Raw genomic sequence first — 11,972 nt, 5'->3', positions numbered from 1 at the left:
CCGATCCGGTCGCTGTCCACGCCGGCTCGCACTCACCGGCGGCGATGGTCGCCGGTGCTTCGGCTGCGAACGGACCGAGCAGGCTGTCAGGCTGCCGCGCGCAGCTCTCTCAGGATGATCGCCGTCCGCAGGGCGGCGTCGGCGGCCTCCTGTCCCTTGTCCTCCTTCGAGCCCGGAAGACCGGCGCGGTCCAGGCCCTGCTGCTCGTCGTCGAGGGTCAGCACGCCGAAGCCGACCGGCTTGCCGGTGTCCAGCGCGACGCGGGTGAGCCCCTCGGTCGCGGCCGACGACACGAACTCGAAGTGGGGTGTGCCGCCGCGGATGATGACGCCGAGGGCCACCACGGCGTCGGCGCCGGCCTCGAGAGCCGCCTTGCTGACGACCGGAAGCTCGAACGAACCCGGAACGCGCACGAGCCGCCACGACGCCCCGGCGGCCGCGAGCGTGCGCTCGGCGCCGGCGATGAGGCCGTCGGTGATCCCGTCGTGCCAGGTTCCGGCCACGATCACGACATCCAGGCCCGCTCCGTCGACGACCCCCGCGGTCTGCGGCGATCCCTTCCCGCTCATCGGGTCTCTCCTTCGGTGAGGTGGTTCTCGTGCATCTGGGCGATGGCGTCGGCGAAGTCGACGTCGTCGATCACGTGGCCCATGCGGTCGCGCTTGGTCGCGAGGTACTGGTGGTTGTTGGGGCCGACGCCCACCAGGAGCGGGACCTGCTCGACGATGTCGAGTCCGAGCTCGCGCAGCTGGTCCACCTTGTCCGTGTTGTTGGTGAGCAGCCGCACGGCCTCGACGCCGAGGTCGGCCAGGATGCCGGCGGCGGCGGCGTAGTCGCGCGCATCGGCGGGGAGCCCCAGCGCCAGGTTGGCGTCGACGGTGTCGAGCCCGCGCTCCTGCAGGCTGTAGGCGCGCAGCTTGTTGATGAGGCCGATGCCGCGGCCCTCGTGGCCGCGCATGTAGACGACGATCCCGCCGTCCCGGTCGATCGCGTCGAGGGCGGCTCCCAGTTGCGGGCCGCACTCGCACTTGAGCGAGCCGAACGCCTCGCCCGTCAGGCACTCCGAGTGCACGCGGACGAGGGGCGCGGCTTCGTCGAGGTCGCCGGAGACGATGGCGATGTGATCGGTGCCCGTCACCCGGTCCTTGTAGGCGAGGAGCCGGAAGCTGCCGTGCACCGTCGGCACCCGCGACTCGGCGCGCAGGCTCACGCGACGCCGGTGCGAGGCGGGGCGCTCCTCGCCGTCGAGCGGCTCCTGCGCATCGAGGTAGGCGACGAGCTGCTCGATCGTGATGACCGGCACGCCGTACTCGGCGCCCATCTGCTGCAGACCCGGCAGGCGCATCATGCTGCCGTCTTCGGCGACGACCTCGCCGATGACGCCGACGGGAGCGAGACCTGCCAGGCGGGTGAGCTCGACGGCCGCCTCGGTGTGGCCGGCGCGCTCGCGGACGCCGCCGTCGACGGCGCGCAGCGGCAGGACGTGCCCGGGGCGGATGACGCTCGACGGCGTGGATTCGGGATCGGCGAGCACGTTGAGGGTGTGCGCCCGGTCGGCCGCGCTGATGCCCGTCGAGACGCGGTCGGCGGCATCCACGCTCACGGTGTAGGCCGTGCCGCGCGTGTCCTGGTTGTTCTCGACCATCGGGGGCAGGTCGAGCCTGTCCGCCCAGTCCGCCGGCATCGGGGCACACAGGAAGCCGCTCGTCCAGCGGACCGTCCAGGCGACCCATTCCGCAGTGGCGAGCTGGGCCGAGAGGATGACGTCGCCCTCGTTCTCGCGGTTCTCATCGTCGGCGACGATGACGGGGCGCCCCGCGCGCAGCGCGTCGAGCGCCTCGGGGATGGTGGCAAGGCTCATCGCGAGCCTCCTTCGGTCGGGACGGCCGCTGCCGTCGGGCTGAACGCGAGCAGGCGCCGCACGTGGCGTGCCAGGATGTCGGTCTCGAGGTTGACGCGGTCGCCGGGCACGCGGGCGCCGAGCGTGGTGGCGGCGAGGGTCTCGGGGATCAGCGACACCTCGAACCACGCACCGGCGTCCTCCCCGGCGAACGCCTCGGGCGCGGGGGAGACAGCGCTCACGGTGAGCGACACGCCGTCGACGGCGATGGAGCCCTTGTCGACCACGAGCGGCGCGAGGTCGGCGGGAAGGCCCACCCGCACGACGCTCCACTGCTCGCCCGGGCGAACCTCGAGCACCTCGCCCGTCCCGTCGATGTGGCCCTGCACGATGTGGCCGCCCAGGCGGCCCCCGGTCGCGGTCGCCCGTTCGAGGTTGACCGGGCGTCCGGGCTCGACGCCGGCGAGCGTGGACATGTCGAGCGTCTGCCGCATGACGTCTGCGGTGAACCAGTCCTCGCCCTGGTCGACGACCGTGAGGCACACGCCGCTCACGGCGATCGAGTCGCCGTGGGCGGCGTCGGCGACCGCCTTCGGCGCACGCACGGTCACGCGCACCCCGTCGCCGGACTCCGTGACCGCGGTGATCTGTCCGATCTCTTCGACGATGCCGGTGAACATCAGCTGTCTCCTTCCGAGACGGGGCGGGCGACGATCAGCAGATCGTCGCCGAGGGTCTCGACGGCGGCCACGGTGAGCCGGCGCGCCTGGGCGATGGTGGCCACGCCGATGTCGTCGAGGGCGAGGCGGGATCCCCCCAGCAGCACGGGGGCGATGTAGGCGACGACCTCGTCGACGAGACCCTGTCGCAGGAAGGCGCTCGCGACGACGGGCCCGCCTTCGACGAAAACCGTCTGCACGCCGCGGGAGCGCAGGTCCTCGAGGGCGGCCGGCAGGTCGCCGGGGTAGTGGAGCAGGGGCTTCGGATGCCTCCGCACGGCGGCATCCGCGGGAACGTCGCGACGGCCGAGCACCACCGGGATCGGCTGCTCGTCCGCGAGGGCGCCGTCCGGCGTGCGGGCGGTGAGCGCCGGATCGTCCGCGAGGACCGTGCCGATGCCCGCCACGATCGCGTCCGCCGAGGCGCGCCGCCGATGCACGTCGGAGCGCGCGGCGGGGCCGGTGATCCACTGGCTCGTGCCGTCGGCCGCGGCAGCGCGGCCGTCGAGGCTCTGAGCCCACTTGACGGTGACGTGCGGACGCCCGAGGCGCTGCACGGTCAGCCACGAGCCGAGCAGCTCGGTGGCCGCTTCGAGTTCGACGCCCGCCTCCACCTCGACATCCGCCTCGCGCAGGCGTGCAGCGCCGCCCGACGAGTGCGCGCCGGGATCGGCGGTGGCGTACACCACGCGTGCGACGCCGGCGGCGATGAGGGCTTCGGAGCAGGGGCCGGTGAGCCCGGTGTGGTTGCACGGCTCGAGCGTCACCACGGCGGTCGCGCCCTCCGCGGCGCCCGGATCGAGCTTGGACAGGGCGTCGACCTCGGCGTGCGCCGTGCCGGCGCCGCGGTGCCACCCCTCCGCGACGACGTCGCCGGCGGGCGAGAGGATGACGGCGCCGACCTGCGGATTGAGGCCGCGCGGGCCGCGGCGCGCGATGTCGAGGGCGCGGCGCATCGCCTTGCGCTCGATGTGGCTGGCCGCCATGTCCGCTACCTCGTGTCTCCGGTCTGCTCGCGGGCACCGGGCAACGGGAAGCTGCGGCGCCTGGAGCGCCGCGTCGTGCTGCCTCCCATCCGGACTAGCGACGGATGACCGTCGCATCACCGTCGGTCCCGGACTTCCACCGGATCAGCCTCGGCGACGCCTTTCGGATGCGTCGCCTCGGTTCGCGGACTGTCACCGCCGGTTCGGATTCTCACCGACCCCGGAGCACGTTGATGGTCACATCCTACCAACGCTGGAGACGCCGATTCATTCCAGCGGATGCGAACCTGCGCGTTCGCCGTGCGTGTGGCCCGTCGGGGCGCGAGACGGGCCGCGACGTCGTCGGACCGCCGTAGCCTGGACGCGTCGAAGGGGGAGCATGACCGATCCTGCGCATCGACGAGACACGATCGCCGGCAGGCCCTACGCCGAGGTGCTGATCATCGGCGGGGGCATCAACGGCATCGCGACGTTCCGCGATCTCGCGCTGCAGGGCGTGGACGTGGCGCTGGTCGACCGGGGCGACTTCGTCTCGGGAGCCTCGGCCGCGTCGTCGCACATGATCCACGGCGGCATCCGCTACCTCGAGAACGGCGAGTTCCGGCTCGTGCACGAGGCGGTGACCGAGCGCAACGCGCTCCTGCGCACCGCGCCGCACTACGTGCGTCCGCTGCAGACGACCATCCCCATCTTCTCGACGTTCGCCGGGGTCCTCACCGCGCCGCTGCGCTTCCTCCGTCACGGCGGCGGGCGCCGGGTCGAGCGCGGTGCCGTGCTGATCAAGCTCGGGCTGGTGATCTACGACTCGTTCTCCCGCGGCGGCGGCCGCGTGCCGCGGCACTCCTTCCACGGCCGCCGCGCCTCCCTGCGCCTCCTGCCCCGGCTGAACCCGGCTGTGAAGTACACCGCCACCTACTGGGACGCGTCACTCCACGACCCCGAGCGTCTGGCGCTGGACCTGCTCCGCGACGGTCGCGAGGCCGGCGGCGAGCGTGCGCGCGCGGTGAACTACGTGCGGGCGGCGGGGGTCTCTCGCGGCCGGGTCGTCCTCGAGGACGCCGTGACGGGAGAGCGGTACGAGGTCGCGGCCTCGGTCGTGATCAACGCCACAGGTCCCTGGGTCGACGCCACCAACAGCGGGCTCGACGCCCCCACGCGCTACATGGGAGGGACGAAGGGCTCGCACATCGTGCTGAAGCATCCCGAGCTGCTGGCGGCCACCGGCGGACGCGAGCTGTTCTTCGAGCACAAGGACGGGCGCATCGTCCTGATCTACCCGCTGAAGGGCCGCGTACTCGTGGGCACGACCGACCTCGAGCACGATATGGCAGACCCCATCGTGTGCACCGAGGCCGAGGTCGACTACTTCATCGACCTCATCGGGCACGTGCTGCCCGGCATCCCGGTCGATCGCTCCCAGATCGTCCACCGGTTCGCGGGCGTCCGCCCGCTCCCCGGCCACGGCGAGACCGCGCCCGGGTTCGTCTCGCGCGACTACCGCATCGAGTCGGCGCCGCTGGCGGGCGCCGATTCGCGGGTCCTGAGCCTCATCGGCGGCAAGTGGACGACGTTCCGCGCCTCGGCGGAGAGCCTCGCCGACCGGGCTCTCGAGATCCTCGCCCGGCCCCGCCGCACATCGACGCGCGGCCTGCCCATCGGCGGGGGACGTGATCATCCCGCGACCGAGCGCCGTCGCCGCCGGTGGATCGACGCGCACGCGGGCGTCATCGGGACCGAGCGCACCGCGCTGCTGCTGGACCGCTACGGAACGTATGCGTCCGCCGTCATCGACGCCGTCGTCACCGACGACGCCGACGCGCCGCTGCGCACCCTTCCCGGGTACAGCACCGGCGAGCTGCGCCACCTCGCCCGAGCCGAGGACGTCGTCCACCTCGACGACATCCTGCTGCGTCGCACGTCGATCGCCTTCACCGGGTCGGCGAGCCGCGCGTGCGCCCACGAGATCGCCGACGCGATCGCGCCGGTCCTGGGGTGGGACGCCGCGGAGTGCGAGGCCGAGGTCGTCCGGGGACTGGCCCGCGTGCACGCCGCCGATCCGACGTGGGATCCGGCCTCGGTCGCGATAGCCTGACCGCAGCCGCCCGCCCAGCGGGCCACCGACGACGACGTGCGGGGCTCCCGCCGGGAAGGAGGCATCGTGCCCGGGCACGTGCTGGCCATCGATCAGGGGACCACCTCAACGCGCGCCATCGTGTTCGATGAGCACGGCGTGCCGCGCGCGGACGCGCAGCGCGAACACGAGCAGATCCTGCCCCGAGCCGGCTGGGTCGAGCACGATCCCGTGGAGATCTGGACGAACACCGAGTTCGTCGTCTCGGCGGCGCTGTCGCGGGCACATCTGACGGCATCCGACATCGCCGGCATCGGCGTCACCAACCAGCGTGAGACGGTGATCGTGTGGGACCGGCGCACCGGTCGCCCCATCCACAACGCGCTCGTATGGCAGGACACGCGCACGCAGGCCCGCGTCGACGAGATGGCGTCGGGGGAGCTGGGGACCTTCCGCTTCGCGGAGCAGACGGGTCTGCCGCTCGCGACCTACTTCTCGGCGTCGAAGATCGCGTGGCTGCTCGATCGCGTCCCCGGTGCCCGCGAGGCGGCCGAGCGCGGCGATGTGGTCTTCGGCACGCCCGACACGTGGGTCGTGTGGAACCTCACCGGCGGCACGCGCGGCGGCATCCACGTCACCGACGTCACGAACGCCAGCCGCACCCTTCTGATGGACCTCACGACGCTCGACTGGGCGGACGGACTGCTGGAGCTGTGGGGGATCCCGCGGGCGATGCTCCCCGAGATCCGGTCCTCGAGCGAGATCGTCGGCCGCACGCAGCTGCCGTCGGTCGCGAACGACGTCCCGATCGCCGGCATCCTCGGCGATCAGCAGGCGGCCACCTTCGGTCAGGCGCGCTTCGAGGCGGGGGAGTCGAAGAACACGTACGGAACCGGGAACTTCCTGCTGGTGGGAACCGGCGCCGACATCGTGCACTCCGAGCGGGGGCTGATCACCACGGTCGCCTACCGGTGCGGCGACGAGCCTGCCCGCTACGCGCTCGAGGGCTCGATCGCGGTCACCGGGTCGCTGGTGCAGTGGCTGCGGGACAACCTCGGCATCATTCACCGCTCCGAGGACGTCGAGAAGCTCGCCGGCAGCGTCGCCGACAACGGCGGAGCCTACTTCGTCCCGGCGTTCTCGGGGCTGTTCGCCCCGTACTGGCGGCCCGACGCCCGCGGCGCGCTGGTCGGGCTCACGCGCTACGTCAACAAGGCCCACATCGCGCGGGCGGCGCTGGAATCCACGGCGTTCCAGACCCGGGATGTCATCGAGGCCGTGGTCGCCGACACCGGTCGCGAGCTCGACGAGCTGCGCGTGGACGGCGGCATGACGCGCGACGACCTGCTGATGCAGTTCCAAGCCGACATTCTGGGGCTCCCGGTGGTGCGGCCGAAGGTGGTCGAGACGACGGCGCTCGGCGCGGCCTACGCCGCCGGCCTTGCGACGGGGGTGTGGGGCAGCCGCGACGAGCTGCGGGCCCACTGGCAGGAGGACGTGCGGTTCGAGCCGCGCATGGGCGAGGAGGAGCGCGAGCGCCGCTACCGCATGTGGAAGAAGGCGGTGTCGAAGTCGCTGGACTGGGTCGACGACGACGCCCGCGAGCTCATGGGCACGACCGGCCGCTGAGGCTCATTTCAGCAGCCGCGACAGGGGCCGGTCGGCGAGGATCCTGCCGCTGGGGCTCATTCGAGCAGCCGCGACAGGCGCCGGTCGGCGAGGATCCTGCCGCTGGGGCTCATTCGAGCAGCCGCGACAGGCGCCGGTCGGCGAGGATCCTGCCGCTGGGGCTCATTTGAGCAGCCGCGACAGGCGCCGGTCGGCGAGGATCCTGCCGCTGGGGCTCATTTGAGCAGCCGCGACAGGCGCCGGTCGGCGAGGATCTTGCCGCCCGTCTGGCACGTGGCGCAGTACTCGAGGGAGTTGTCGGCGAAGAAGACGCTGCGAACCTCGTCGCCGCACACCGGGCAGGCCTCGCCGCGTCGGCCGTGCACCTGCATCCCGCGCCGCTTGGCGTCCTTGAGGTCGGCGGGCGGCTTGCCCGAGGCGGTGGCGACGGCATCCGTCAGCGTCTCGATCATCGCGTGGAAGAGCCGGTCGATCTCGGCGTCGTCGAGGCTCGCCGCGAGGGCGTACGGCGACATCTTCGCGGCGTGCAGGATCTCGTCGGAGTAGGCGTTGCCGACGCCGGCGATGATCGACTGGTCGCGCAGCACGCCCTTGATCTGGGTGCGGCGGCCGGCGAGCAGCGCCGCGAAGGCGTCGCGCGAGAAGGCCGGATCGAGCGGATCGGGCCCGAGGCGGGCGATGCCGGGGACGTCGGCAACGGAGCGGGCCGCGTAGACAGCGAGCGACTTCTTGGTGCCGGCCTCGGTGAGGTCGAAGCCGGAGCCGTCGTCGAAGCCGACCCGCAGCGCGATCGGCGTGCGGCCCGGCTTGATGAGGGTCTGGGGGAGCTTGTCGTACCAGCGCAGCCAGCCCGCCTTGGCGAGATGGAACACGAGGTGGAGCTCGTCGCCGTCGGCATCCGCTCGCAGGTCGACGAACTTGCCATGGCGCTCCACGCCCGCGATCCGCGCGCCCTGCAGGGCGGTCAGCGGTGGTTCATATGTCTTCAGCGCCGCGATGTTCGCCACGGTCGCGCGGGTGACGACGAGCCCGGTGGCGCGCTCGCGCAGGAACTCGACGAGTCCCTGCACCTCCGGCATCTCGGGCATGCGCCCATCCTGGCACGGCGCGCCGACGCCCGGCGGGCCGTGCCGTCGCTAACGGAACGCCGAGAACATCTGCGGCCCGAGGAACGCGAGCCAGAACAGCGCCGGGAGCGCGGTGACGATCAGCGCCGTCCATGAGAGGCCGCCTCGTGGGCGCCGCGCGACCGCCCAGATCGACACGACGAGCGCCGCCGCCGACAGCGCGAGCGCGATCACCCCCGGGATCACCAGGGCCAGGAGCGCCTCGGCGCCGAACAGCCCGGGCAACACGAAGCCGAGTGCCGTGGTGAGCACGATGCCGCCGGTCAGTGCCAGGGCGGTCCACGGCAGCACGGACGGCTTGCGGGACCAGTCCTTGCGTCCGAGGAGCAACCCCAGCCCCGACCCCAGAGCGACGCCGACCAGAACGGATGTCACGTAGACCGTGGTCATGGTGCTCACCACCCCTGCCGGATCCTGCCCGGCACCATCACGCTATGGCGCAGCCCGCCGGAAGGCAGGTGCCGATGGTCCCGCGGTCCCGCGTGAGCCCGGTACACCGAAGAGACTCAGCCCTCGAGCACGGGCCAGGGCTGGGGCGTGCGGTCGTCGGTGCGCAGGAGTCCCGCGATCCAGCCGTCGTCGCGGCCGTGGCCGTTCACGAGCGACTGCCGCATGGTCCCCTCGTAGCGGAACCCGAGGCCGCGCGCGACGCGCGCCGAGCCGACGTTGCCCGCCACCGCGCGCCACGAGATCCGGACGAGGTCGAGGCCCTCCTTCGCGAAGCCCCAGTCGATCACGGCGGTGGCTGCTTCGCGCAGCCGTCCGCCGCCGCGGAACGACGGGGCCATCCAGTACCCGAGCTCGCCGATGCCGTCGGCGATCCGGTACATCCCGATCGTGCCGATCATCCGTCCGCTCTGGTGGATGCCCCATGTCAGGTTCTCGCCCGCGGCCCAGTCCTTCGGGATCTGCGCGACGTACCCCTCGGCGTGCCGCATCTCGTACGGGGACGGCACGGTCGTGTAGCGCTGGATGTCCTTGGCCTGGCACGCGGCGTAGATCGCGTCGACATCCGCCTCGGTGGGCACCGACAGCTCCAGTCGCGCGGTGCGGAGGATGACGGGATGCACCCCACCACCCTAGGTGCGGCGGATGCCTGATGCGCTCCTCGTCCGCGCGTACACGTTTGCAGGCAGAAACGCGCGACGCGCCGATGGGCTTCGGCGTGTCGGCCGCGTCCAGCCTGCGTTGCAGCACGGAACGATGCGCGTTCGGGTGACGGGCGTGGGTCTTCTCCACAGGACGAGTGTCACGGCCGGTCTTCCACAGGTCGCCCGGTGTGCCGTCGCTCGTCGGCCGCGGGCGCCCACAGTGGCGGCATGGGACAGACCCCGGCAGACGATCTCCTCCGGATCAGATCGCGGGCTGAGATGGAGGCAGAGCTCGGCAGACGCGGCCTCGCGCGGGCCGTAGCCGCCGGCGACGTGCTGCGGGTGCGGCGGGGTGCATACCTCGCCTCCGACGTTCCCGCCGCGTTCGTGCGGGCCGCCCGCATCGGCGGCCGCCTCACGTGCCTGACCCTGCTGCGTCACAACGGGGTCTTCGTGCAGTCCCCGGGCGGACTTCACGTCCACGTCGCGCACTCCATGAGCCGGATGCGGGACCCCGATGACCGCCGCAAGCCATTCCGGCGCCGGGGGGCAGGAGGGCCGGTCCTTCACTGGCGACGACTGATGCGCCCGTCTCATGCGGACGCGCTGTCGGTCGATCCGGTCGACGCCCTCGCGCACGCGGTGCTCTGCCAGAGTCCCCGCGAGGCCGTCGCGTCCATCGACAGCGCGCTGTTCACCGGCTTCATCGCGTCCGGCGACCTCGAGGAACTGTTCGCCGGCCTCCCGCGCAGGTACGGTGCACTGCGCCGACTCATCGACGGCCGAGCGGAGTCCGGCCCCGAGACGCTCATGCGCCTGATGCTCCGCTCCCTCGGCTGCGCCGTCCACCTGCAGGTCGGGATCGTGGGTGTGGGGACCGTGGACCTCGTCGCCGATGGCTGGTTGGTGATCGAGTGCGACAGCAAGGAGTTCCACTCGGACTGGCGCCAGCAGGCGCGCGATCGTGCCCGGGACGCCGAGCTCGTGGCTCAGGGCTTCGTTCCGCTCCGGTTCACCGCCGCGCAGATCATGCACCGACCGGACGAGGTTCTCGGAGTGCTGCGCGCAGCGCTCGCCGCCCACGGCCGGTGAGGCACCGGCCACCGAGTTTCATCCGGCTCGAGCCTTCGGTACGCGGCCGTGCAGCAACTCAGGCAGACTCCCGCGGCGCGCGATGCGTATCGGCGCGCCACCCGGTTCCGCCTGAGCTGTTGCACGCTTCGGTGCGCGGGTGCGCTGCGGCGCCAGCTCAGAGGCGGCGGAGCAGGCCGATCTTCTCGTACACGTCGGCGAGCGTGCGGTTCGCGACCTCGGAGGCCTTGGCCGCGTTGGCCGCCAGCACGCGGTCGAGCTCCGCGGGGTCGTCCAGCAGCGCCAGGGCCCGCTCGCGGACCGGTCCGAACTCCTCGACGACGACCTCGGCGAGCCCCTTCTTGAAGTCGCCATAGCCGCGGCCGGCGTACTCGTCCTCGATAGCGGGGATCTGCCGGCCGGTGAGAGCCGCGTAGATCACGAGCAGGTTCGACACACCGGGCTTGTTCTCGCGGTCGTAGCGCACCGACCCCTCGGAGTCGGTGACGGCGCGCATGATCTTCTTCGCCGACTTCGACGGCTCGTCCAGCAGCCACAGCACGCCCGCGTCCGACTCGGCGGACTTCGACATCTTGGCCGTCGGGTTCTGCAGGTCGTAGATGCGCGCGGTGTCCTGCTGGATCACCGGCATGGGCACGCGGAAGGTGTCGCCGTAGCGCGCGTTGAACCGCTCGGCGAGATCGCGCGTGAGCTCGACATGCTGCTTCTGGTCGTCGCCGACCGGCACGATGTCGGTCTGGTACAGCAGGATGTCGGCGGCCATGAGCACGGGGTAGGTGAACAGGCCCACGCTGGTCGCGTCGGCGCCGTAGCGCTGCGACTTGTCCTTGAACTGCGTCATGCGACCGGCCTCACCGAAGCCCGTGATGGTCGAGAGGATCCAGGCCAGCTCGGCGTGCGCGGGCACGTGCGACTGCACGTACAGCGTCGAGCGGGACGGCTCGATGCCCGCCGCGATGTACTGGGCGGCCGTCCGGCGCGTCTTCTCCCGCAGCTCGGCGGGGTCGTTCGGCTGTGTCAGGGCGTGGAGGTCGACGACCGAGAAGAACGCGTCATAGGAGTCCTGCAGGTCGCGCCACTGCATGAGCGCCCCGATGTAGTTGCCGATCTGGAGCGAGTCGGCCGAGGGCTGCATGCCGGAGTACAGGCGGGGTTTCTGCATCCCTCAATCCTGCCACGCCGGGTCGGGCCCGCCGCGCCGTGCGACGGGCGTCGCCGGGCCGAAGGTCCCTGGCGGATCGCGGTCGGGGGCGACATCCTGGAGGGGCGAGCATGTGCGGCGCCGCACGCGCGAGCGACGGCGGCGCAGATGCCGGATCTTCGCAGAGGGCAAGAACGTGAGAAGTTTCACTCGGATTTGGCCGGAAGGTCCCCGTGAAGGGTGCGTATGGTGAGTTCACCGCAGTTCTTGACTCGT

Annotated in this window: 11 protein-coding genes; 3 read left to right on the top strand and 8 right to left on the bottom strand. The window is 71.9% G+C overall.

Features of this window, described 5'->3' with window-relative positions; genetic code table 11:
* Window positions 1-86: 86 nt before the first annotated feature.
* From ribH to ribD, 4 genes are read right to left on the bottom strand one after another with little or no spacing between them, the layout of a single operon-like run.
* Window positions 87-569: a 6,7-dimethyl-8-ribityllumazine synthase gene (gene ribH / locus P0L94_09350; protein ID WES66269.1), complete on the bottom strand. Its 483-nt coding sequence runs from the start codon at window positions 567-569 to the stop codon at window positions 87-89.
* A complete protein-coding gene (gene ribA, locus P0L94_09345) occupies window positions 566-1,861 on the bottom strand; it encodes a GTP cyclohydrolase II (GenBank protein ID WES66268.1) in 1,296 nt (431 codons plus the stop codon). Before ribA ends, ribH begins: the two co-directional genes overlap by 4 nt.
* Window positions 1,858-2,520, bottom strand: coding sequence for a riboflavin synthase (locus P0L94_09340; protein ID WES66267.1), 663 nt, complete (start codon window positions 2,518-2,520; stop codon window positions 1,858-1,860). Before P0L94_09340 ends, ribA begins: the two co-directional genes overlap by 4 nt.
* Window positions 2,520-3,545, bottom strand: coding sequence for a bifunctional diaminohydroxyphosphoribosylaminopyrimidine deaminase/5-amino-6-(5-phosphoribosylamino)uracil reductase RibD (gene ribD / locus P0L94_09335; GenBank protein WES66266.1), 1,026 nt, complete (start codon window positions 3,543-3,545; stop codon window positions 2,520-2,522). The genes P0L94_09340 and ribD overlap by 1 nt, the downstream gene beginning before the upstream one ends.
* Window positions 3,546-3,924: 379 nt before the next feature.
* On the opposite strand from ribD, the gene P0L94_09330 reads away from it, so the two are divergent.
* Both P0L94_09330 and glpK read left to right on the top strand, forming a co-directional pair.
* Window positions 3,925-5,637 (top strand): glycerol-3-phosphate dehydrogenase/oxidase, encoded by a 1,713-nt coding sequence (locus P0L94_09330; GenBank protein WES66265.1) that lies wholly within the window; start codon window positions 3,925-3,927, stop codon window positions 5,635-5,637.
* Window positions 5,638-5,703: 66 nt separating this feature from the next.
* Complete coding sequence (gene glpK, locus P0L94_09325) at window positions 5,704-7,245, top strand: glycerol kinase GlpK (GenBank protein WES66264.1); 1,542 nt, start codon at window positions 5,704-5,706, stop codon at window positions 7,243-7,245.
* 215 nt (window positions 7,246-7,460) lie between these two features.
* Here the strand turns inward: glpK and P0L94_09320 are convergent, their stop codons facing one another.
* The 3 genes from P0L94_09320 to P0L94_09310 all read right to left on the bottom strand — a co-directional run bounded on the left by P0L94_09320 (window position 7,461) and on the right by P0L94_09310 (window position 9,442).
* Window positions 7,461-8,333 (bottom strand): DNA-formamidopyrimidine glycosylase family protein, encoded by an 873-nt coding sequence (locus P0L94_09320; GenBank protein WES66263.1) that lies wholly within the window; start codon window positions 8,331-8,333, stop codon window positions 7,461-7,463.
* Window positions 8,334-8,381: 48 nt separating this feature from the next.
* Complete coding sequence (locus tag P0L94_09315) at window positions 8,382-8,762, bottom strand: hypothetical protein (GenBank protein ID WES66262.1); 381 nt, start codon at window positions 8,760-8,762, stop codon at window positions 8,382-8,384.
* A 116-nt stretch (window positions 8,763-8,878) separates the two neighbouring features.
* Window positions 8,879-9,442, bottom strand: a complete 564-nt coding sequence (locus P0L94_09310; protein WES66261.1) for a GNAT family N-acetyltransferase — start codon at window positions 9,440-9,442, stop codon at window positions 8,879-8,881.
* A 249-nt stretch (window positions 9,443-9,691) separates the two neighbouring features.
* Between P0L94_09310 and P0L94_09305 the strand changes: the two genes are divergently transcribed.
* Window positions 9,692-10,555 (top strand): DUF559 domain-containing protein, encoded by an 864-nt coding sequence (locus P0L94_09305; protein ID WES66260.1) that lies wholly within the window; start codon window positions 9,692-9,694, stop codon window positions 10,553-10,555.
* Between the two features lie 157 nt (window positions 10,556-10,712).
* Here the strand turns inward: P0L94_09305 and trpS are convergent, their stop codons facing one another.
* The gene (gene trpS / locus P0L94_09300; protein ID WES66259.1) at window positions 10,713-11,717 is read right to left on the bottom strand and encodes a tryptophan--tRNA ligase; all 1,005 of its coding nucleotides are present in this window, start codon (window positions 11,715-11,717) and stop codon (window positions 10,713-10,715) included.
* Between the last annotated feature and the right edge of the window lie 255 nt (window positions 11,718-11,972).

Origin of the sequence: Microbacter sp. GSS18 (assembly GCA_029319145.1) — a bacterium.
Classification (GTDB): Bacteria; Actinomycetota; Actinomycetes; order Actinomycetales; family Microbacteriaceae; genus Microbacterium.
Note: the sequence above shows the minus strand (reverse complement) of the source record. Positions and strands in the feature narration are given on the sequence as shown.

Coding starts and splice junctions, on each gene's coding strand:
- ribH (WES66269.1), bottom strand. CDS start 569: ATGAGCGGGAAGGGATCGCCGCAGACCGCGGGGGTCGTCGACGGAGCG.
- ribA (WES66268.1), bottom strand. CDS start 1,861: ATGAGCCTTGCCACCATCCCCGAGGCGCTCGACGCGCTGCGCGCGGGG.
- P0L94_09340 (WES66267.1), bottom strand. CDS start 2,520: ATGTTCACCGGCATCGTCGAAGAGATCGGACAGATCACCGCGGTCACG.
- ribD (WES66266.1), bottom strand. CDS start 3,545: ATGGCGGCCAGCCACATCGAGCGCAAGGCGATGCGCCGCGCCCTCGAC.
- P0L94_09330 (WES66265.1), top strand. CDS start 3,925: ATGACCGATCCTGCGCATCGACGAGACACGATCGCCGGCAGGCCCTAC.
- P0L94_09320 (WES66263.1), bottom strand. CDS start 8,333: ATGCCCGAGATGCCGGAGGTGCAGGGACTCGTCGAGTTCCTGCGCGAG.
- P0L94_09315 (WES66262.1), bottom strand. CDS start 8,762: ATGACCACGGTCTACGTGACATCCGTTCTGGTCGGCGTCGCTCTGGGG.
- P0L94_09305 (WES66260.1), top strand. CDS start 9,692: ATGGGACAGACCCCGGCAGACGATCTCCTCCGGATCAGATCGCGGGCT.
- trpS (WES66259.1), bottom strand. CDS start 11,717: ATGCAGAAACCCCGCCTGTACTCCGGCATGCAGCCCTCGGCCGACTCG.